General features: G+C 39.7%; 24 protein-coding genes and 1 riboswitch. Of the genes, 17 read left to right on the top strand and 7 right to left on the bottom strand.

The genetic code is table 11. The annotated features are described in order from the left end of the window. The first annotated feature begins 138 nt into the window (after positions 1-138). The 3 genes from CR194_RS17940 to CR194_RS17950 all read left to right on the top strand — a co-directional run bounded on the left by CR194_RS17940 (position 139) and on the right by CR194_RS17950 (position 2,571). Positions 139-477 carry a hypothetical protein gene (locus CR194_RS17940; protein ID WP_110611603.1) on the top strand — a complete coding sequence of 113 codons (339 nt, stop codon included), beginning with the start codon at positions 139-141 and terminating at the stop codon, positions 475-477. 211 nt (positions 478-688) lie between these two features. After that, entirely contained in the window at positions 689-1,165 is a 477-nt protein-coding gene (locus tag CR194_RS17945; RefSeq protein WP_110611606.1) for a MarR family winged helix-turn-helix transcriptional regulator, read from the top strand. Positions 1,166-1,167: 2 nt separating this feature from the next. After that, entirely contained in the window at positions 1,168-2,571 is a 1,404-nt protein-coding gene (locus CR194_RS17950; RefSeq protein WP_110611608.1) for an MATE family efflux transporter, read from the top strand. 154 nt (positions 2,572-2,725) lie between these two features. On the opposite strand, the gene CR194_RS17955 is transcribed toward CR194_RS17950, so the two are convergent. Beyond that, a complete protein-coding gene (locus CR194_RS17955; protein ID WP_110611610.1) occupies positions 2,726-3,151 on the bottom strand; it encodes a universal stress protein in 426 nt (141 codons plus the stop codon). 17 nt (positions 3,152-3,168) lie between these two features. Then, positions 3,169-4,632 (bottom strand): SulP family inorganic anion transporter, encoded by a 1,464-nt coding sequence (locus CR194_RS17960; RefSeq protein WP_110611612.1) that lies wholly within the window; start codon positions 4,630-4,632, stop codon positions 3,169-3,171. Positions 4,633-5,062: 430 nt separating this feature from the next. Between CR194_RS17960 and CR194_RS17965 the strand changes: the two genes are divergently transcribed. The 8 genes from CR194_RS17965 (at position 5,063) to CR194_RS18000 (ending at position 12,423) form a co-directional block, all read left to right on the top strand. Further along, positions 5,063-5,851 (top strand): HAD family hydrolase, encoded by a 789-nt coding sequence (locus CR194_RS17965; RefSeq protein ID WP_110611614.1) that lies wholly within the window; start codon positions 5,063-5,065, stop codon positions 5,849-5,851. Between the two features lie 94 nt (positions 5,852-5,945). Further along, a complete protein-coding gene (locus tag CR194_RS17970; protein WP_110611616.1) occupies positions 5,946-6,677 on the top strand; it encodes an SIS domain-containing protein in 732 nt (243 codons plus the stop codon). 24 nt (positions 6,678-6,701) lie between these two features. Beyond that, positions 6,702-7,862 (top strand): N-acetylglucosamine-6-phosphate deacetylase, encoded by a 1,161-nt coding sequence (gene nagA, locus CR194_RS17975; RefSeq protein WP_110611618.1) that lies wholly within the window; start codon positions 6,702-6,704, stop codon positions 7,860-7,862. Between the two features lie 14 nt (positions 7,863-7,876). Then, on the top strand, positions 7,877-8,614 hold the full coding sequence (gene nagB, locus CR194_RS17980) for a glucosamine-6-phosphate deaminase (protein WP_110611620.1): 738 nt from the start codon (positions 7,877-7,879) through the stop codon (positions 8,612-8,614). Between the two features lie 144 nt (positions 8,615-8,758). Next, on the top strand, positions 8,759-9,217 hold the full coding sequence (locus CR194_RS17985) for a hypothetical protein (protein WP_110611622.1): 459 nt from the start codon (positions 8,759-8,761) through the stop codon (positions 9,215-9,217). Between the two features lie 194 nt (positions 9,218-9,411). Next, entirely contained in the window at positions 9,412-9,612 is a 201-nt protein-coding gene (gene cspD, locus CR194_RS17990; RefSeq protein WP_233254418.1) for a cold-shock protein CspD, read from the top strand. 271 nt (positions 9,613-9,883) lie between these two features. Then, on the top strand, positions 9,884-10,876 hold the full coding sequence (locus CR194_RS17995; RefSeq protein WP_110611626.1) for a LacI family DNA-binding transcriptional regulator: 993 nt from the start codon (positions 9,884-9,886) through the stop codon (positions 10,874-10,876). A 131-nt stretch (positions 10,877-11,007) separates the two neighbouring features. Continuing rightward, the gene (locus CR194_RS18000; protein WP_110611628.1) at positions 11,008-12,423 is read left to right on the top strand and encodes a sucrose-specific PTS transporter subunit IIBC; all 1,416 of its coding nucleotides are present in this window, start codon (positions 11,008-11,010) and stop codon (positions 12,421-12,423) included. Between the two features lie 123 nt (positions 12,424-12,546). Here CR194_RS18000 and CR194_RS18005 read toward each other — a convergent pair whose 3' ends face one another. After that, positions 12,547-12,777, bottom strand: coding sequence for a hypothetical protein (locus CR194_RS18005; protein WP_110611629.1), 231 nt, complete (start codon positions 12,775-12,777; stop codon positions 12,547-12,549). A gap of 145 nt (positions 12,778-12,922) precedes the next feature. Further along, positions 12,923-13,010: riboswitch (cyclic di-GMP riboswitch) on the bottom strand. A gap of 218 nt (positions 13,011-13,228) precedes the next feature. Here CR194_RS18005 and CR194_RS18010 point away from each other — a divergent pair. Beyond that, positions 13,229-13,636, top strand: a complete 408-nt coding sequence (locus CR194_RS18010) for a fluoride efflux transporter FluC (protein ID WP_110611631.1) — start codon at positions 13,229-13,231, stop codon at positions 13,634-13,636. Next, on the top strand, positions 13,633-14,013 hold the full coding sequence (crcB, locus tag CR194_RS18015; protein ID WP_110611633.1) for a fluoride efflux transporter CrcB: 381 nt from the start codon (positions 13,633-13,635) through the stop codon (positions 14,011-14,013). The genes CR194_RS18010 and crcB overlap by 4 nt, the downstream gene beginning before the upstream one ends. A 165-nt stretch (positions 14,014-14,178) precedes the next feature. Here the strand turns inward: crcB and CR194_RS18020 are convergent, their stop codons facing one another. Further along, positions 14,179-16,122, bottom strand: coding sequence for a BCCT family transporter (locus tag CR194_RS18020; protein WP_110611768.1), 1,944 nt, complete (start codon positions 16,120-16,122; stop codon positions 14,179-14,181). 171 nt (positions 16,123-16,293) lie between these two features. Next, a complete protein-coding gene (locus CR194_RS18025) occupies positions 16,294-16,857 on the bottom strand; it encodes an NADPH-dependent FMN reductase (protein WP_110611640.1) in 564 nt (187 codons plus the stop codon). Positions 16,858-17,013: 156 nt separating this feature from the next. Between CR194_RS18025 and csaA the strand changes: the two genes are divergently transcribed. Next, positions 17,014-17,346 (top strand): chaperone CsaA, encoded by a 333-nt coding sequence (csaA, locus tag CR194_RS18030; protein WP_110611642.1) that lies wholly within the window; start codon positions 17,014-17,016, stop codon positions 17,344-17,346. A 43-nt stretch (positions 17,347-17,389) separates the two neighbouring features. Here csaA and CR194_RS18035 read toward each other — a convergent pair whose 3' ends face one another. Continuing rightward, a complete protein-coding gene (locus CR194_RS18035; RefSeq protein ID WP_110611644.1) occupies positions 17,390-18,301 on the bottom strand; it encodes a DUF2628 domain-containing protein in 912 nt (303 codons plus the stop codon). A gap of 117 nt (positions 18,302-18,418) precedes the next feature. Here CR194_RS18035 and CR194_RS18040 point away from each other — a divergent pair, with 117 nt between their 5' ends. From CR194_RS18040 to CR194_RS18050, 3 genes are all read left to right on the top strand, one after another. Beyond that, on the top strand, positions 18,419-19,036 hold the full coding sequence (locus CR194_RS18040) for a hypothetical protein (protein ID WP_110611645.1): 618 nt from the start codon (positions 18,419-18,421) through the stop codon (positions 19,034-19,036). 210 nt (positions 19,037-19,246) lie between these two features. Next, positions 19,247-19,612, top strand: a complete 366-nt coding sequence (locus CR194_RS18045; RefSeq protein ID WP_110611648.1) for an ArsR/SmtB family transcription factor — start codon at positions 19,247-19,249, stop codon at positions 19,610-19,612. After that, entirely contained in the window at positions 19,584-21,731 is a 2,148-nt protein-coding gene (locus CR194_RS18050; protein WP_110611650.1) for a heavy metal translocating P-type ATPase, read from the top strand. Before CR194_RS18045 ends, CR194_RS18050 begins: the two co-directional genes overlap by 29 nt. Positions 21,732-21,788: 57 nt before the next feature. Here CR194_RS18050 and CR194_RS18055 read toward each other — a convergent pair whose 3' ends face one another. Then, entirely contained in the window at positions 21,789-22,346 is a 558-nt protein-coding gene (locus tag CR194_RS18055) for a flavin reductase family protein (RefSeq protein ID WP_110611652.1), read from the bottom strand. Positions 22,347-22,357: the final 11 nt, after the last annotated feature.

A 22,357-nucleotide genomic window follows, 5' to 3' on the forward strand; every position in this document is an offset into this window, starting at 1 on the left:
CGTTTCCAAATCAGAAAAAAACACCAACAAAAAGGTCACAATCAATTATTTATCTTATAAATTTACTCGGAATTAATGACATGGACAAGGTTTATCCCTTATAATAATGAAAAGAACCTTATAAATGAGGTGTGAAGGGTGAAAAAAAAGTTAGTAGTGGGTATAGTTACTATATTCTTTTTTACCGTAGTGGCGGGGATCTATGTTTACGGTATTGAAGATGAATTAGAGAAACATGCAAAAAAAGAGGCAATTACGTTGATTTCAGACCTTCATGAGCTAGATGAAGACTTGATTCGGGTTGATTCAACAAGTCTTGAAAAAGAATACGGAAGCTATGCCATTTCACTAATTGATCAGCATTTGGATGACGAATATCAAGTTGCAGTCATTTTAAATGAAGAACAAACAGATATAGATTTCACTATTGACGTTACAGGAACATTCGATAAATACGGATTGGCCTATTGTCATTAACCGAATAAGTAGCAAATAGATCTTACCTTAGTGGTAAGGTTTTTTTGTTTGGTAAGCATTCGCTCGCAGGGGGCAATTCTACATATGACATATTTCGTGAAACGTAATGTTAGGAGGCTAATTAAAATAATGGTTTATTCAATCATTAATATTGATTTTACTTAGTAATATTGATATATTATAAACATTAAATACTTAGGGGGCTAACTAATTGGACAGAGATATAGAGAAATTTACTGCTTATCAAATGAGTGTAGTCACTCATCTCGTAAACAATAGGCACAACTTGGAATTGTCCAATTATGGCATAACTAGAGCACAAGGAAGAGTCATCTATATGTTGGAACGTCACGGTGATTTAATGCAGTCGGAGCTACAAAAAAAACTATACGTTCAAGCCTCTACAATGAATGGGATAATTGAATCGCTATTAAAAAACGCGCTGATCAAGAGACGCGCGAGCAGAAAAGACCGACGTACGAAAGTGATTAGTTTGACTCAAGCAGGTGTAGATTTAGGTCATAAATTGTGGTCTGAGCTTCATAAATTGGATGATGACTTAATGGCAAACTTCACTGAAGAAGAAAAAGGTCTGATGATTAGTTGGCTCAAGCGGATGCAAAGTAATTTGCAGCAAAAAGAAGAGATGGAGCCAGGGTCGACTGATGAAAAGAAAGAAGGCCGTTAACCATGAACCAAAAAGAACAAAGTACTCAGTTAGGATCAGAATCGATTCCAAAACTGCTTAAGAAACTGTCCATTCCAGCTATCATTGGTATGATCGTTATGGCTTTATACAATGTCGTGGACACCATCTTCATTTCCTATTTTGTCGGGATTGATGGCGTAGCAGGTGTAACCTTTGCCTTCCCGATTATGATTATTATGATGGCTCTTGCAGCTGCGTTAGGAATTGGTGGGTCATCGATTATATCAAGAAGATTGGGTGAAAAACGAGAAAAGGAAGCGAATCGTGTTTTTAGCAATATCATTTCACTCATCGTCGTGTTTAGTTTCATCGGCGTCATCGCTTCGTTTACTGTGTTAGAACCGTTGCTCCGGTTATTTGGGGCGACACCGGATATTTTGCCTTATGCTTTAGACTATATCTTTCCGATCACGTTAGCGACGATCTTTTTCACTTTTTCCTTTACAACGAACGCGATTATTCGTTCAGAAGGAAATGCCCGTTTTGCGATGATGACGATGATCATCCCGTCTGTATTAAATATCCTATTGGATCCTGTCTTCATCGTTTTACTAGATATGGGTGTGCAAGGTGCGGCTGTTGCGACGGTGATCTCGCAAGCTAGTATTTCATTAATCATCCTGCACTACTATTTAGCGGGAAAGAGTTCACTTAAAATAAGAATCTCGGAAATGATGCCTCAGTTTGCCATTGTAAAAGAAGTAGTTATTATTGGGCTACCGGCTTTTGTTCGTCAGGTATCGGGAAGTATCATGATGGTGGCGATAAATGCAATGCTGATTAGCTACGGAGGAGAATTTTACGTTGGGGTATTTGGGGTGGTGCAGAGGATAGCCATGTTCGCCCTCATGCCAATGATGGGGATTCTTCAAGGAATGCAACCAATTATAGGTTACAATTATGGAGCGCAACAATTCGATCGTATGCGTGAAACGATCATTCTTGGACTTAAGGTGGTAACTGCTTTTTCAATTCTAGTATTTGTGGTAATCATGGCTTTCCCAGGAGTGTTTATGAGGGTGTTCACACCAGACCCTGATGTCATTGCCGCAGGGTCAGATGGAATGCGAATCATGTTCGCGATGGCATTCTTGATTGGGGTGCAAGTGGTAAGTGGCGGACTTTATCAAGCTTTAGGTAAAGCGAAACCTGCTTTGATCTTGTCTATGTCCCGGCAAGTATTATTTCTCATTCCATTAGTGTTGATATTACCGCAATTTTTTGGTGTGTGGGGCGTTTGGATCGCTTTTCCTGTAGCGGATATTCTATCATTTAGCTTATCGGTGTTTTTCATGTACAAGGATCGGAAATTATTTTTTACAGGTAAAGATTCATCAGGAGGATCTGGTGGATTAAGAATAGAAGAGCAACCGGCATCTTCTTAATTAGTGGTCTAATTAACTGCTTCGATGCTGAAATTCGTGTGACAAAGTGTGAAATAAACACGAAAATTGAGCAAGTAGGGAAATTCAGACTAGTAGATGTACTAATCAACATAAAGAAAAGCCAGCTCGGTTAACTTGCCGAGCTGGCTTAAGGTTATTTAACCATGAGTACAGGCATTTTTACATGCTTCATGACCTTGTGGCTGACGCTTCCTAGTACCATGGTTTGCACAGTACCTAGTCCACGGCTCCCAATTACTAAAGCATCAAAGTCATTCTTGTTCGCATGGTCTATAATTGATTCGGCGGCACTATTACTTCCGTGTAAAACAGTTGTTTCATACTTTATTCCAGCTTGAGCAATCATCTCTTCAAACGGAGTAAGCATAAGCTTTCTTTTTCTTGAAGCTGAATCAGAATCACCGTATTGCAGAACATCAGACTTTGACTTATTGCCTGCTACAACATAAAGGATTTCAATTGTTCCATTACCTTCTAAGGTTGCTAAATCAATGGCCTTTTGTGCTGCTCGTTTTGAATGATCAGATCCGTCTATCGCTAATAATAAATGTTTAAACATATCTTTCCCCCAAACGATTAGTGACCAGAAGCTTTACTCAAGCCGCCAATCCGATCCATTAAATCAGTACTCTCTTTATTCATTCCTTTGAGTTCAACCTTCACGTTCCGTTGATCAAACTTATGCTCAATTTTATCGATTGCTCCGATAGCAGAGTCATCCCATAAATGAGCATCTGAAATATCTAAGACAACTTTATGAACAGATTCATCATAATTGACCTGATCTAAAAAGTCTGTGACAGATGCAAAAAATAGTTGACCGTGAATTTCGTAAGTTCGCACATCACCTTTATCATTCAGATATTTCTCAACTCGAACTTTCGAAACTTTCCAAGCGAAGAATATAGCACTTAAGACAACACCAGTTAAGACACCGATAGATAAGTCGTGAGTATATACCACAGTCCCGACAGTTACTACCATAACAATCGCATCGGTACGAGGTATGCGATGAATGTTTCGTAATGATGACCAGTCGAAGGTACCGATTGATACCATGATCATCACACCAGCGAGGGCAGCCATAGGAATTTGTACAACTAATCCACCTAAGACTATGATTAAAAACATTAAGAAAATGCCTGCTACGAGAGAAGATAATCGACCATTACCACCTGATTTTACATTTATGACGGATTGTCCAATCATAGCACAACCGGCCATACCCCCAAAGCAACCTGTGATCATGTTAGCTATTCCTTGACCGCGAGACTCTTTATTTTTATTGCTATCTGTGTCAGTCATATCATCGACAATTGAAGCTGTTAACAGTGTTTCTAACAAACCAACAATAGCTAAAGCGACTGAATATGGAAGAATAATCATGAGCGTTTCAAAGTTCAAAGGAATATTTGGTAATGCAAATACAGGTAATGCTTGAGTAAGTGCGCCCATATCTCCCACAGTTCGAACCCCGAAATTCATAGTAATGGCGATAGCAGTCACAACAATAATTGCCACGAGTGTTGAAGGAACGGCCTTCGTAAAACGAGGAAGGATGTAGATAATAGCTAACGTAAGAGCTACTAACGAATACATAATCCACGTTTCTCCGACAAAGTGTTGTAATTGAGAAGTGAAAATCAAAATAGCTAAGGCATTGACGAATCCAATCATAACGGATCTTGGTACGAATTTCATAAAGCTTGACAGTTTAAAAATACCAAAGAGTAACTGAATAATTCCAGTTAAAATGGTTGCTGCCAACAAGTACTCTAAGCCGTGATCCGCGACTAATGTGATCATTAACAATGCCATAGCCCCTGTAGCCCCTGAGATCATTCCCGGTCTTCCTCCGATAAAAGCAATAACGACAGCGATACAAAAGGCAGCGTATAATCCCACCATTGGATCTACCCCAGCAATAATCGAGAAGGCAATTGCTTCAGGGATCAATGCTAACGCCACAACAATACCAGCTAGGACGTCACCTCTGACATTTCCTAACCATTCTTTTTTCAATTTTTCTACGTAATTCACACGTGCACCTCTTTCTATATGAATAGATTTCAAAATATTAGAGCTTCTCCGTAAGAAGCTCGGTCCGGCAAGAACAAAGGAAGTGTAACAGGTTTAATTTAAAAAGGAAAATGTTATGTAAGCGTGCGTCATCTTATTTATCCTACCTATAAATCCTAAATACTTGAATATCATTCAGTTTTCACAAAAAAGACACAATTTTACCCTAATTTGAATGAAACAAAACTACATATTTTTAAACTGCGAAAAATTAATTCGCCAATGCTTGGAGCCAATTCACTACAGCGCTGAGTTAAATGTAATTTATAAGGCAACATTTACAAATAATTTACTAAATTCATATGAATATCACACTATCATAAAGGTAGCTTAATAGTTTTGTTCTAAAATAAATAATAGAGATCAAACTAAGTTTTTCAGGAGGAGAACAATGACTATTAGAGCAGCATTTATTGATATGGATGGAACATTATTAACAGAAGATAATCAAATAACCAATAGAAATTATCAAGCGATCCAACAATTAAAGCAACAAGGGGTAATGGTTTTCTTAGCAACAGGGAGACAAAAGGACATCACCTTTCCTTATCATCAACAATTGAAATTAACAACACCGATGATTTGTTTGAATGGGGCTGCGATTTATGACTCATTTTCTTTGGATCCCCTCGTCGTTCGACCTGTTCATATTAATACAAATCTTTTTCATCGAGTAACACATGACGATCCTTGCAACGTGATCATTCATGCACCAGAGGGACTTTATTGTAAAAAAATCGATGAGACAGTTCAAAGTTGGATGGAAGAAAGCATGAAAGAACCTTATTATATAGGAAGCTTAATGAAAGAGTATCCACAAGTTGTACTTAAATACAGTGTCCGTACCGGGAGAAGGAGCGCTCCATTTGCTCATTACTTTAAGCATGAAGCAGAAGTGATCGAATGGGAGGACGGATTTGAAATTGTTAGCAAGGGAGTTTCGAAATGGTCTGCCATTGAATATATTTTGAACACATACGGAATCAAGAAAGAAGAAGCTATTGCTTTTGGAGACGGACCGAACGATATTGAAATGATTCAATCCATCGGTACAGGAGTTGCTATGGGAAATGGAGTGGCCCAGTTAAAGCAAGTTGCCGATTACGTGACGGGAGATTCTGAAGAAGATGGTCTTGCTTATTATATAGAACAACAATTGATAAAAACGTTCTCAGCTTAATTGAGAATGTTTTTCTTATTCGCTTTACTGGTATAGACAACTAAACATAAACTTGGTAAACTGTATATACTGAACGAGTAGAGGAGATATGGCAATGATCGATCAATATTTTACTAAAATACATGAATTACTAGAAACGATTCAACAAAATCAAATGTGGACGTTGCAACAAGTAGCTGAGAAAACAGCAAGGGCACTTCAGAAAGACGGTATTATTCAACTGTTTGGCGCGGGACATTCCCATTTGTTTGGAGAAGAAGTGTTCTACCGAGCTGGAGGGCTTGTGCCCATTAAACCCATTTTAGAAGAAGATCTCATGTTGCACCGGGGAGCTGTGCGGTCTTCTCAATTTGAGAGATCTAACGAGTATGCTGCTGCTTTCGTACAGACATTAGACATCCAGCCTAATGATGTGTTGTTTGTATCATCTACTTCAGGAAGAAACCCCGTCCCTATTGAAGTGGCGCAGTACGCTAAAGACAAAGGTGCATTTGTCGTAGCTATGACATCCCTCTCTTACTCTCAAAGCCAGGAATCCAGACATCATTCTGGGAGGAGACTCTTTGAAGTTGCAGATGTAACGATCGATAACTTAAGTGTCAAAGGGGACGCTGTATTAAATCACGATAAGGTAAAAGTGCCGTTCGCACCAACATCCACTGTTATTGGAACGTGCGTGATCAATGCTATTATGGCGGAAACTGTTCAATTCCTTGCAGAATGGGGAGTAGAACCTCCTGTGTTATTAAGTGGGAATATAGATGGGGCTGATGACCATAACGAGAAACTGATTGATCGCTATCGAAATAGAATCCCAATGTTATAGGAATCTTTGCAAGGAGGAACTCACATGACTACTTATTTATTTGAAAATGCAACATTGTTTAGTGGGATTGAAACGGTAAATAATCCTTTATTAGAAATAAAGAAGGGACGAATTGTTTCAATTGTAGAATCTTTTAATAGTGAACATATCGTAGATGAAATGGTGACATTTCCATCTCCAGTCTATATTGTTCCAGGATTTATTGACATCCATATCCATGGAGTAAAAGGAGCCGATGTGATGGATGGGACTTTACAATCGCTTCAGACGATGAAGAAGGCCTTGCCTCAAGAAGGAACGACTTCATTTTTGGCAACGACGATTACTCAATCCGAAGAGGAGATACTTCAGGCCTTGCAGACGGTTAAGTCCAGCTTGGATCAAGATTCTAGCGGATGTGAAATGCTTGGTGTTCACTTGGAAGGACCGTTTATTTCAAAGAAAAGAGCAGGAGCACAGCCCCTTGAATTTATTCGCTCAGCAGATGTGTCTTTGTTTAACAAATTTCAGAAAGCTAGTGGCAAGAACATCAAGCTTGTAACAATGGCTCCGGAAGAGGATCCTGACGGTAAACTTGTCGCAGAGCTGAAAAATCAGAGAGTCATTCCCTCTATAGGCCATTCTGATGCCTCCTATGAACAAGTGGTGCAAGGAATAGAGGATGGATTCAATCACGTGACTCACTTGTTTAATGGGATGAAGGGAGCTCATCACCGAGATCTTGGTGTAGCTGGAGGTGCTTTGCTTCACGACGAACTCATGTCAGAGATGATCGTTGATGGCATTCATATTTCTCCACCAATGGTAAAGCTCGCTTATCAAACGATGGGAGCGGACCGAATCATTTTAATTACTGATGCTATGAGAGCAAAAGGTTTGAAGGAGGGCGAGTTTAGTTTAGGTGGTCAGACTGTTTATGTCACTGAAGATCGAGCGGTATTGAAAGATGGAACTCTTGCTGGCAGTGTTTTGAAAATGAATGATGCTGTTAAGAATATGATCGAATATTCCGGGTGTTCTTTGCACGAAGCTGTGAAAATGGCGACGATCAATCCTGCTAAACAGTTAGGGATCCTTGATCGTAAAGGCAGCTTAGAGAATGGGAAAGATGCTGATTTTTGCATCGTATCAGAGAGCTTTGAAGTACTGCAAACTTACGCAAGAGGAGATAAGGTGTTTGGATAAGGAGGGTGATCAAGATGAACGTAATAAGAGCTCGGGACTATGAAGATATGAGTGAAAAGGCCTCACAATTAGTTGTAGATAAGATAAACGAATCAAACGTAAACGTGCTTGGTTTAGCTACTGGAGGAACTCCCGTAGGTTTATACAAACGTTTAATTAAAAAAATAAACAAAGGAAAAGCATCCTTTTCAAACATCCATACAGTGAATCTTGACGAATATATTGGTCTTTCAGCAGACGATCCAAACAGCTATCATCGGTATATGGATGATGTGTTATTCAAACATATAAACATTCCGAAAAGCCAAACCCACCTTCCTAATGGTGATGCAGAGGATGTTCAACTTGAGTGTTTACGTTATGAAGCGTTAATTCATGAACTGGGAGGTGTGGACTTGCAGCTATTAGGGATCGGGAACAATGGTCACATCGGGTTTAACGAACCGGGAAGTTCTTTTTCTGGAAGAACTCAAGTAGTCGAATTAGCTCCATCCACGATCGAAGCAAACGCCAGGTATTTCTCTGATGAAGAAATGGTGCCTAGACAAGCCATTACTATGGGGATACAAACGATCATTGAAAGTAAAGGCATTTTGTTATTAGCCTCTGGATTAGATAAAGCCGAAGCGATTCAAGAACTTATTGAAGGTGAAGTCTCGGAAAGTTGCCCGGCTACCGTTTTGCAAAAACATTCTGATTTAACAATCATAGCTGATGAACAGGCTTTATCACTTGTCACCAGTCTTAAATAGGGGGCAACACTTTCTTCACCTATGATGCAGAACGTTTTAATGTTGAATGTATTCAAAGGAGATTTCCCCTAGAAAAATTCACCATAATTATAGTAGAATAAGTAGATAGTTTCCATAATTTGTAGTGATCGCGGGGGAATAGGTATGAAACTTATGACGTTGGTTCTGATCAGTTTGTCGGTCATTACTTTCCGTTCGTGTGGAGAAGCTGTAGGGCATGACGATGTGGATTTGGATATTGATACTGTTTACGCTGGAGGCGTTATGTCTTTAACTCCATACGTTGATTATGAGGGTGAGGAAGAGGCTGTATTTGAATACGGAAGCCAGATTGCATGGATCAATAAAATTGAACAAGATGGGGAGATTCTATATGAGTATGAAGGGGATCCTGGAAACGTACAACAAGATATACTGTTAGAAACAGATGGCCAGCATGACGGGGAAACTGTTGAATTAGAAGTCGAACCAGGAATTTTTGATATTCACATGACAGCCCATTACTTTTTCACAAATGATCAAAGTGAAAGCAACGAGACCGTGTCAGAGTATTCACATGAAAAAATGCAAAAAGTAGAGGTTCAAGGAAACGGATCACAGTAGGCAGGACATGTGATTATTTTCCATAATTCAACAATTTTATCAGGAGAGATGTTGATTCATATATAAGATTATGATACGATTAATCAGTAAAATGATTTGAATTCGAAAAACATTTTTTCGCCTCCAAAAAGTATTTTTTGCAAGGCACGAAAAGTTTTTACGTTATTCAAAGATTCAATTGAAGGAGGCCGTTAATTATGACAGGCAAAGTAAAATGGTTTAATGCAGAAAAAGGTTTTGGTTTCATCGAGCGTGAAGATGGGGACGACGTATTCGTTCATTTCTCCGCTATTGAGGGTGAAGGTTTCAAAACTCTAGAAGAAGGTCAAGATGTTGAATTCGAAATCGTCGAAGGCGACCGTGGACCACAAGCTTCTAACGTAGTAAAGCTATAATCCGTTAAGGATAACTATAATAATGATCAAAACCTGTTCCTTTTTGGAACAGGTTTTTTTGTTGTGTGAAATTCACATGTTCAAGACAGGTAGTTGATAAAGTGAAAAATTAGAGGTTATGGTGAAGAGGGGCGTAAAAGAGGTCATACTACAGAGATACAGTCAATTATATATGGATAAAAATGAAAAATTTCCGAATCTTCGTTTTGACTATTGATAAAAAGAGGGAAAAGAACCATAGTATGAGTGAGAATGTAAAGAGGTGAGAAGAATGGTCACAATTAATGATATAGCGAATTTATCTGGTGTCTCAAGAACGACTGTTTCCCGTGTATTAAATAATTCGGGTTATGTAAGTGAGAGTGCAAAACGAAAGGTTCAGGAGATTATTGAAAGCACAGGCTATGTGCCAAGCGAACAAGCCAAGTCTCTCAGAACAAAGCAAACGAAAGTTATTGGCGTCATTCTACCTAAAATCAGTACGGAGACAGCCAGTAGGGTTGTTGATGGGATCGATAAGAAATTAAGTGAGCATGGGTATCATATCTTGCTTGCTAACGCGAATTTAAATGTGGAAAAGGAGATTGAACATTTACGCTTATTACAAAGCCGAAGAGTAGACGGAATCATTTTAGTTGCTACAAATATAGAAACTCAATTAATTAAAACGATTCAAGAAATGAATGTGCCTGTGGTCGCTTTAGGTCAAGAGGTCCCTGGTATTTCCTCTGTTGTGTACGATGATTATCATGCTGCTTATGATGTGACATCTTTACTTATTGAAAAGGGACATAAACGGATTGGCTTTATAGGGGTGAGTGAAACGGATCGAGCAGTAGGGTTTGAAAGGAAGCGGGCTTTCTTAGATGCCATGAAGGCTTATAACTTAGACGTTTATTCAGCTTGGATCCAAGAAGGGGTGTTTGATATTCATTCCGGTGGGCAAGCGATGAAAACCATCTTGGAAGAATCACCACAGAGCCCGACTGCGATTTTTGCCGTAACAGACCGTTTGGCGATAGGGGCCATGCAAGTTATTAAAGAGAAAAATATAGATATCCCGAAACAAATATCTGTGGTAGGTATAGGCGCTTCAGATTTATCTAAATATGTATCACCATCGTTGACTACAGTTGATTATTATAACGAAAAAGCGGGTATAGAAACAGCAAACCTCATGATTGAACAATTAGTGAAAAAAGAAGAAAAGCCTAAAAAATTGTTGATGAGCTATGGACTTATTTTGAGAGATAGTTTATCATAGTTGTGGAATCGATTACATAAGCGATTTCCTCTTTATTGGAACATATGGAATCGATTACATGATCAGGTGGACTTATTGCATGGTTTTACAGAAGCAGGACATAATGAAAGAGAATGAAAGGGGCGTTTACCATGTCAGATGAAAACCGGAAAATAGCGGAAGAACTAATTGAAGCTATTGGTGGACAGGAAAACATTGACTCCGTGGCCCATTGTGCCACAAGATTACGAGTCATGGTAAAAGACAAAGAAAAGATTGATCAGAAAAGGGTTGAGGATTTAGACAAGGTTAAAGGGGCTTTCTACAATGCCGGTCAATTCCAAGTCATTTTTGGTACCGGAACTGTAAACCGAATTCATGAACAAGTGATTGCTCTTGGTGCACCAGAATCGACTAAATCTGAGCAAAAAGAAGAAACAAAAAAGCAAGGAAATTCGATTCAACGGTTGTTGAGAACGTTTGGTGATATTTTCGTACCGATTATTCCAGTGCTTGTTGCAACTGGTCTATTTATGGGGCTTCGTGGTCTCATTACACAGCCAGAACTGTTAGCTTTATTTGGGGCCACTCCAGATTCGATTTCGGATAATTTTCTTCTTTATACAGAAGTTCTAACGGATACGGCCTTTGCCTTTCTACCTGCATTGATTGCTTGGTCAGCCTTTAGGGTATTTGGCGGTAGTCCTGTCATCGGGATTGTCTTAGGTTTAATGCTTGTAAATCCAGCATTGCCAAATGCATACGCAGTAGGTTCAGGCGATGCAGATCCATTATTTTTTCTTGGCTTTATTCCTGTTGTTGGCTACCAAGGTTCCGTATTACCAGCATTTATTGCAGGTTTTCTTGGTGCAAAGCTTGAAAAGTGGCTTCGTCAAAGGGTGCCTGAATCATTAGATCTCATTTTAACACCGTTCTTAACGTTACTAATCATGATTACTGCTGCATTGTTCCTCGTGGGTCCAATCTTCTCACTCGTTGAGACTTGGATTATGGCAGGAACACGAGTCGTGCTTGAATTACCTCTAGGTATAAGCGGACTTATCGTGGGTGGACTTCACCAAGTGATCGTTATCACCGGAGTACATCACATTTTCAATTTATTCGAGATTCAATTGTTAGCAGAAAACGACTTGAATCCATTTAACGCTCTAATTACTGCGGGTATTGCCGCACAAGGTGGGGCAGCATTAGCTGTTGGACTTAAGACTTCATCTAAGAAGCTAAAGGCGTTAGCGTTACCTTCTTCAGTGTCAGCCTTCTTAGGTATTACTGAACCAGCTATTTTCGGGGTCAACTTACGTTACATTAAGCCGTTTGTTATGGGTCTTATCGGTGGTGCCGCAGGTGGTTTCTTTGCAGCCTTGTTCAACCTCCAGGCTTCGGGGATGGCTATAACGGTGATTCCAGGTTCACTGCTATACATTTACGACTTACCAAGCCTTGCTCTCTATGTTATTACAAACGTGATTGCAATAAGTGTGGCATTTATCCTTACTTGGATGTTTGGTTTTTCTGATAAAATGAAAGAAGAAATGGATGGTAAATAAGTCCAAAACGGGTCTAGAATCTCTCAACATATAAAAACGAGGTAGGATGAGAATCCTGACCTCGTTTTTTTCTTTTGGACAATAGCCCTTTAAACTAAACTAGAAAGGTGAAAGCAGTCTATCTTAGATTAAAATTAACGATTCATTTTTGTCTAAATGAGCTCGAATACCATATTGGTCTTTTTTAAACGTATGCATCCTGTCACCAACTTTAATGACCACATCAGCCATGACTTCCTTTATTTCAATGGTAACCTTGCTTCCGCCACGACGAATGTGGCTGATTCGGTCATGGTGGATACCGGTAGTAATATTCATCTTTTCTAGCTGATCGTAAATATCTTTCTCTGCCAACTGATTGTTTGCCTGTTTCTTTTGACCTTGTTTTACTTTAATATATTCAGCAGGAAGCTAGTCCCTTTTGCCTTGAAATACAAGGGATTCTGTCAAAGCAAACACCGCCTCTTATTTATTGTTCGTATAGAAGCAGGTTCTCTGCTTCGGTAACCCGGCGATCATAGAAGCCGTTCTCCCTTAGACCCGTAGCTTTGCATCTCTATTTTTCAATAGATTTGCCATTGTCGACAGTTGACGAAGTTACAACGATTTTTGTGAAAATATTGCATATACATATTTATATTTTACCTTTTATTTTAAAAAAATAGAAAGATTCAATTAACTTGTGCAAATAGTGGAAATTGCTTGTATGCTCATATTTTCCTCTATTTATGATGTAATAATGGATGATTTAAGGTATTTTACTTAGAGAGCGAACGACATTAATGGAGTCGAAAAGGTGATAAAAATGAATCGACATTTATGGACAATCATAGCGATCTTTATTGGTGGGATTGCAGGGACGTTACTTAGGTATTTGATCAATTTACAAACGATGACGTTGCTCTTTCCACTTGGAACGGTCATTGAAAACTTAGTAGGAAGTTTATTACTAGGCATATTAACAGGATGGGTCATGGTGAAGATGATTCCGCCTCTATTAAAAGAGGGTTTAGGAGTCGGCTTTTGTGGTGGGTTCACAACGATGTCCACCTTAGCTGCTGACTCTGTATTGCTTGCTGGAGAATTGTCGATGCTGTATTCCGGATTATACTTGTTAATCTCCTTAGTGGGAGGGGTCACTTTAGCTCTTTTCGGAATGATCATGGGACAGAAGATAGCGAAAGGAAAGTTGAAAGAAGGTGAAGGAGTATGAGTATCCTTTATGTTGCTTTAGGCGGGGGGACAGGTGCCATCTGTAGATATTTACTTGGCTTGTGGATCAAAACAAAAACGAAACAGCGCTTCATTCCAACAGCGATGTTGTATGTAAATGTATTAGGATCCTTTGGATTAGGGCTTTTTTTCGGTATGATTTACAATGAAGTGCCTTTTATGGTTTATGAGGACCCGCTATTTTTGTTGATTGGAATTGGATTCTTTGGAGCGTTTACTACGTTCTCTACATTTAGTATAGAGGCATCAGCTTTACTACAGAAACAGAAATGGACGGGGCTAGTCCAATATGTGGGGTTATCGATAGGTGGTAGTCTAGCCGCTTTTCTAATCGGAATGTTTTTATTTCGTTTGTAGAGAGAATAAGTTTAGGTACTTTTAAGTATGTTTTTTTCTGACTTAACTCATTTTCTATTCAATAACGTCGTTTATTCATATATCTTCCTAGTAGAAAAATAAAATCCTTCCAAAAGAAAAACCCGCCCTTTCGTTGAATACGATAAGGGCGGGTTTTAACAAATATTATTTGTCTTTATCAGTATCGGATTTCTTCTCATCTTGATCTCTTGCTTCCAAGTCTCCGTTTAATTGATTTCCGATATCATCTCTTAAATCTTCATAAATTTTCTCTTTAAATTCTTCATAGATTTCTTTCTTGATATCATCATACACTTCGTCTTTTACCTGTTCGTATACTTCACTCTTAATATCTTTGTAGGCTTCTTCTTTAAAGTCGTCGTATACTTCATCTTTCACTTGCTCATATACTTCATCTTTAATATGATCTTGAGCTTCACCTTTGAAGTCTTCATAAACTTCATCTTTCATTTGTTCATAGACGTCTTCTTTTATTTCTTCATAGGCTTCGTCTTTGAAGTCTTCGTATATATTTTCTTTCATACCACCGTAAACTTCATCTTTTACTTTTCTTCGTTCACGTTTCGTGGTGCGTAGTTTGTCTGCTTTTAAATCTTTACCCATCATGATTAATAATGAGAAGATCATCACCACCATAATGATGGCAAAGGGCAGAGCAGCAACAATGGAAGCGGTTTGAAGACCCTCTAAGCCGCCACTTAACAACAGAACAGCAGCCGTTCCGGCAATCAGGAATCCCCAAATGACTTTAATGGAAAGTTTAGGGTTCAAACTTCCGCTACTAGTCATCGCCCCTAAGACGTATGATGCGGAGTCAGCGGACGTGATAAAGAAAATCACAATCAATATCACAGCAAGGACACTCATAATCATACTGAGTGGTAAATTACCCAGAGTAGCAAACAGTGCCACTTCAACTTCATCCATCACTAAATCACCAATTTGTTCGTTACCGCCGAGAATCATATCTAAGGCAGTTCCTCCAAAAGCTGTGAACCAAAGTGCCGCTAAAACGGATGGAACAATTAACACACCGGCAACGAATTCCCGAATCGTTCGTCCGCGAGAAATTCGAGCGATAAAGATCCCCATGAACGGTGCCCATGAAATGTGCCAAGCCCAGAAGAAGATTGTATTATTTCCAAGCCATTCGCCGTCGCCGAAAGGATTTAAGTCTAAGCTCATTCTTGTCACGTTCGCTATGTAATCACCGATAGTTGTGACGAAATTTTGTGCAATGAATAGGGTAGGTCCCATCACAATAACAAAAACTAATAAAATTGCAGCAATCGTTAAGTTAATCGTACTTAGTATTTTGATTCCTTTATTAACCCCGGTTGCAGCGGAGAAAATAAACAATACGGTAACGATCGCAATGATCGTAAGCTGTGTAGCAGCAGTATTTGGAATCCACTCAACCAGATATGATAGACCACCAGTAATTTGCATCGCACTTAACCCAAATGTCGTCGCTACCCCTGTAGATGTAGCTAATACAGCGAGGGTATCGATCCCTTTACCAAATGGACCTCGTGCTTTGTCACCTAAAATCGGTTGGAAAGCCGAACTGATTAATGCAGGTTGGTCTTTTCTAAATTGGACGTAAGCTAAGGTAAGGGCAACTAATGAAAAGATAGCCCATGGGTGTAATGCCCAATGGAACACACCGTATCGAAGCCCAGCCGCAGCCCTGACGCCTTCTGATGCGTCTACAAAATCAGGGTGTGGATCAAAGAAATAAAGGACAGGTTCGGCGACCCCCCAAAACACGAAACCGACACCTATCCCGGCCGAGAAGAGCATTCCTAGCCAGGTGAAGAACTTATATTCAGGTTTCTCATCTGCCTTTCCCAATCTCAACTTTCCAAAAGGACTAATAGCTAAAAAGAGGACAAATGCAATAAAAAAGGCTGTAGAAAGCATGTAAAACCAGCCAAAGGTGTTTAACGTAAATCCTAACGCTGATTCAGATACGCTGGCTAACGTGTCTGGTCCAATGCCTCCCCATAGAACGAATAAGGCAACTAAGGGAGCAGAAATATAAAAGACAATATTAGGTTTTTTTGTTTCGTATTCGTATTTTCTCATAGACATAGTCATCCGTTATGTCGGATGTTCTCCCCCTCTCTTATAGTAAAAAAATACAGCCATTCTTTCATTTTTCAGAAAAAAGACTACATGCAATGATAAGTTTAAATTCCCCGTTTGTCTACCTTATGAAACCACTTTTCAAAGAACTGTTGATAACTGTTCGTTTTATTACGACGGCTCCGTACGACGATGTTCGTTAAATAAATGTTGTTTCGTAACCTCATCTTCAAAACTTTGAACGAATTTCACTAGGCGAAGGTCGGTTTCTTCATCCAGTTTCAGACTTGCCGTGGTTTCTTTTTGGCTTATGGCAAATTGCGCGGGAATTACATTGCCGTGGAGATTACGGAAGACGAGGCGTAAATGATTCAGTGTATTCGTTCCGGATTTCATGCCACCTGTAACGGTGGCTAACCCTATGGGCTTCTGTTCAAACTCCTGCGCCCCAAAGAAATCGAGCAAGTTTTTCATCGATCCTGTAAAAGAACCATGGTATTCAGGTGAGGCGGCAATAACCCCATCAGCATTTTTTAGTTCTTTGGATAACTTGAGCACGGCATCTGGTGGTTCCATGCCCGGATCATAGACAGGAAGCTGGAGTTCACGAACATCGATGATTGATACATTCGCCTGATTTTTCAGTTTATCAGCAATGTTTTGTAATAACTTTTTCGTTAAAGAATGTTCATTCATACTTCCGTTAATAAGTATGATGGAATGTTGTTTCGTCATTAGAATACCCTCCGTAATGATGTAGTTAATCTAGAATGTTAAATCAATTGTATCAAAAACCGTAAGAGAGATTAAAGGAGAATTCCAGGTTATGGAGAATAAATGTAGGGAAGATAAGTTAATGATGAACATATATTCATACTATGAGGTGACGAGATGGCAACGTTTGATGATTTTCAAAAAATTGATATGAGGATCGGCACAGTGTTGGAAGCAGAATTTCTTCCAAAGGCGAGAGTCCCAGCAATCAAACTGAAAGTGGACTTTGGTGAAGAAATAGGTGTAAAGCAATCCAGCGCCCAAATTACAAAACGGTATGAGCCAGAAGGTCTAATTGGAAGACAAGTAGCAGCAGTAGTTAATTTTCCTCCCATGAAAATCGCAGGATTTACATCTGAAGTCCTGGTTATGGGAGGTGTTCCTGAAAAAGGGGACGTCGTCTTGCTAAATGTACAAGAAGAAGTCCCTAATGGCACGAAGATCAGTTAGTTTCTTTTATAATAAGAGACAGGGAGGCTTGATTCCCTGTCTCTTATTGAGGTTGATTTGGAGCTGTAATCTCAAATTTTTCTTCTGCTTGCAATTGGTCATCGATATAAATTTCCAGCAGGTACTCTCCCGTTTTGGAGGCTGGATCTTCTGCATCAATCAGACCTAAAGTGACGCGGTTAGAAGAGAAGATCCCATAACTTCTTTCTCGCTCTAATGCCCAATCATCCGTCTCAGGTGATTCTTTATAGAATAGTTTAATCATGAAAGACCGATCACCAACAGGCTCTTCCCCGTAATAAAGAAAGTTTATTCTAGCTTCATACTTTTGAAAAGATGGTGTTTCTTCCACATCTAGTATGCCTGTCGGTGTGGGGGAATCATCTGAATAGACATAAACCCCAGGTGCTAAAGACGGATTGAACGTCCAAGATTCCACGGTTTGGTAAGGAATAAATAAGAATATCCATATCACAGCAGGAACGATGATGGCACTGATCCATGACCGCCCTGTCCGAGTGAAGAGGGGAGCCATAGGTTTTTGAAGCTTTCCCTCATAAAATAAAGCTAACTTAGCTACCCTTTGAGAATAAAAAGCGTTTCCTTTAGCTCCAAAGAAGATGTTGACTAGGATAGGATATGTTAATTGCCATATCCATAACGATGGGGCAGGGAGAAAGCCCATGTGAATGACGGCAGGAAAGAACGCAACTAATATAATACCAGTTAAATAAAGTAAGAAGAATACGATGACCCACAGGTACATATGTCTATAGGCAAGCCAGAACGGAGTGAAGAAAAAAGCAGCCCAATTCCATCCGCTATAGGTCAGCGGATCTTGATGTTTTGTCCATTTCTCGTGGTAGTAACTACTATTTTCACCCACGATCTTCTGAATGATTGGATTTGAAATTGATAACAGCATCTTGGACTTATTTGAGTGGTGAGAGTTCATAGATGTTTACTCCTTCGTTACACTTTATTAGAGTTTATCTTACCATTTGTAGACTTCAATGAAAAAGTCTCAGACCTTTTTTGGTAAAATGAGTGTAGTTTACAAGGGAGTGGTCTCGTGAAGGATAAACTGTGCACATTTAGCTTACTTGCCGTGTTAATGCTGGCTGCATGTGGTTCAAATGATAAAGAATTAATAGGAGGAAATGACCAGGAATTTCCATACAACTATATAAGTGAGACATTTCGATATGGAGGTTTTGATTATCCTGAGGACTGGGAGGTGGCCGGGATCTCTTCCGATGTTCAGCTTTCCTACAGAGATGCAAATAACCCGGAAGATCATAGATACTCTGAAACACCTTACCGCTACAGTTTCACATTCGGGAGACGAGCATCTTCCAACGAAGTTTCAAAAGAGCATCTAGAAGAATACAATCAAAATCAGGCTTTAAATGAAGAGACTCATCGTCAGCTTTTTTACCATACGTATTACGATCATTATGCCAATTTATCCCTCAGCTCAAATGGATTTACCCATGTTCTCATGGAATATGATGAGGTTGAACATTGGAAGATTGATGAAGAAGATGTGATGGTGTTACGCTACGATAACGAATGGCGTGCTAACTGGATCAACAATGGAGTCTATTACGATCTTCATGTGAAACGAGAAGCTTATAAAGATAATGAAGAAGAAATGATGGAACTATTGCAACGGATGATTCGCCCATAAGATTGTTTTTTCTGATAGCACTGCGCAGCTGACGAAAATGAAAGGGGGCACGAAGCTAACTAGGTACTTCTATCAGTTCGTCGCTTTAGCCCACAGAGAATTAGGCTCTTCACGAGGTAACATTCAAACAAACATTTGAATAATCTGTATAGATGAAGTAAACTATATTCAAATACTAGTTTGAATGAAGGGTGAAGGAGGCAAGGATACATGAGTAGAGATACCTGTGAAATATATTGCTATGACGAACAAAAAGTATCTTCACTAAAAGAACGAATTAACGATGACACAGTGCGTGATACAAGTCGCATCTTCAAGGTACTGGCGGACGAAACCAGATTGAAAATTGCCTATGCATTGACGAAGGTAGAGGAGCTTTGTGTCTGCGATGTGGCTAATGTCATCGGCTCATCCACCGCTACGGCTTCACATCACCTGCGGACATTGAAAAAACAAGGAGTCGCTCAGTATAGAAAAGAAGGGAAATTAGCTTTCTATAGGTTGGATGATCATCATATAACAGAACTCATTCAGATAGCTTTCGAGCATCAAAAAGAAGGAAAAGCGAATGACTAAGGAGCAGGTATTTAGAATAGATGGCTTAACCTGAGCTAGCTGTGCTGCTCGGTTCGAGCGGAATGTAAAAGAGTTATCTAGTGTAAGCGACGCCCAAGTTAATTTTGCTGCGGAAAAATTGACGATTCAAGGGGAAGCGTCGATAAAAGAAATAGAAAAAGCAGGAGCTTTTGATCACCTGAAAGTTCGAGATGAAAATAGCGACTTGGAAATAGACCTGCCTTTTTGGAAAAAAAGGCAATGGATTGAAGTAAGTATTTCTATTATTTTAGTTATGATCGGATGGCTGAGCTACTTAGCGAACGGGGAGCACCATGCGGTCACGATAACCTTGTTTTTAGCGGCAATGCTAATCGGTGGATATGGCTTATTCTATCAAGGAGTTAAAAATCTCTTTCAGCTTGTTTTTGATATGAAAACGTTGATGACGATTGCCATTATCGGGGCAGTTATCATTGGTGAATGGGGAGAAGGGGCATTGGTCGTTGTCCTTTTCGCCATTAGCGAAGCACTTGAAACGTATTCTATGGATCGGGCCAGAAAATCGATAAGGTCTTTAGTTGAAAAAGGATCTAAACATGCAATGGTCCTTCGAAATAGTCAGGAGATTCAAGTTCCTGTGGAAGAGGTGAAGCTAGAGGAAACAATCATTATCCGACCTGGAGAGAAAATTCCGTTGGATGGAGTTGTGATGAGTGGAATCTCTTCTGTTAATCAAGCTGCGATCACAGGTGAGAGTGTACCCGTAGGCAAAAAATGTCACGATGAAGTGTTCGCTGGAACGTTGAATGAAGAAGGTGTTTTATATGTGAACGTGACGAAACATGTGAAAGACACCACGCTTGCGCAAATCATTCATCTAGTGGAGGAAGCTCAAGGGGAAAAGGCACCAGCTCAACAATTTATTGATAAATTTGCAGCTTACTATACGCCAGCAATTATGATTCTAGCCTTATTTATTATGGTTGGACCACCGCTTATCACCGGAGCACCATGGGATCAATGGATTTATTTAGGCTTAGCAACGCTAGTGGTAGGATGCCCCTGCGCCCTAGTGATCTCTACCCCGGTTGCGATCGTGACCGCGATTGGAAACAGCGCAAAGCAAGGAGTTCTCATTAAAGGTGGAATACATTTAGAAGAAGCGGGACGGATCAATACGATCGCATTCGACAAAACCGGTACGCTTACAAAAGGGGTGCCGATGGTCACTGATGTAATTCCAGACCCTTCTGTCTCTCAACAAAGTTTACTAGTGTATGTTTACGAGCTAGAAAAATATTCTAGTCATCCTCTAGCAAAAACATTGGTCAATTACGCTAGTGCATTAGGAACCTGTAAAGCTGAATTTGATATGACTGACCATAAATCCCTAACAGGAAAAGGTGTATCAGCAACCAGTCATGGTCAACTTTTTTATGTGGCGAGCCCATCATACGTGAAAGAATACTATTCTTCGATTTTATCGCCTAAAACGAATAGTCTAATTGTGAATCTTCAACAACAAGGAAAGACCGTGGTACTCGTAGGAAATGAAAATGAATTATTAGGTGTATTGGCTTTACGAGATGAAGTGCGCGAGGAAGCGAAGATGTCCTTAACTCGGTTGGAAAAGCTAGGAATGAAGCAGTTGGTTATGCTCACAGGAGATCAACATTACACAGCTCAAGCAATTGGTAAAGAGGCTGGAGTGACAGAAGTAAGGTCAGGTCTTCTACCAGAGGATAAATTGGAACAGATTGAGAGATTGAGAAGGAGCGGTCACAAGGTAGCGATGGTAGGCGATGGAATCAATGATGCTCCAGCTCTAGCGAGAGCCGATTTAGGCATTGCCATGGGTGGAGGAGGGACGGATACGGCGCTTGAAACAGCGGATGTGGTGTTAATGGGAGATGAACTTCCCAAACTACCTTATTTAATTGAACTAAGCAGGAAGACTTTAAAGATTATTAAACAAAACATCGTTTTCGCTCTAGGTTTAAAGGCATTAGCATTAATCTTGGTTCCTTTTGGTCTGCTCACACTATGGATAGCCATTCTTGCTGATATGGGAGCTACCCTGCTTGTGACGATAAATAGTTTGCGATTAATTAGGATGAAAAACAAACAGAAACTTTAGCTTCTAAATGACAAATAACCCCCTCTCATTTGATGATGGAAGGGGGTTATTTGTCATTTAGTCAATATGAATCTCTTTCATCGTTGTTGCGTGATCTGCAATCAAGTACTTTGATCTACCGAGAAACAGCGGTAATTGAAGTTTACTAAAGTCAGGCAAGCCGTCTTCTCCAAATTTTTCATTGTCTTTATGAAAACGGGTGATTTTGCCTACAATCCAGTCATGGTCACCATAAGTATTCGTATCAATCACTTCACATTCATACGCTACATAAGCGTTTTGCAGAATAGGAGCTCCGGTGGTTTCTCCCTCTTTCCATTTAGCAAACATGCGAGTGAATTTATCTCCATCTGCACCGGACTTCTTTCCAGACGCTTCAATCCAATGGGCATATTCAGCTGGAACGAAATTAATCGCGAATTTACCACTCTCCTGAATTAGATGATGGGTAAATCGTTCTTTTGCAACGGCTACACCATAAATAGCCGGGTCATATGAGATGTAAGAGTGCCAGCCTGCAGCCATGATGTTTTGCTTGTCGTCGCTTTTGGCTGTAACAAGAGCAATCAATCCTGGATAACAGTGCATAACCGTTTTCGTTGTGCTTTCTAACATAGTGTCATTCC

It is taken from the genome of Salipaludibacillus keqinensis (genome assembly GCF_003226325.1).
Taxonomy (GTDB): domain Bacteria; phylum Bacillota; class Bacilli; order Bacillales; family Salisediminibacteriaceae; genus Salipaludibacillus; species Salipaludibacillus keqinensis.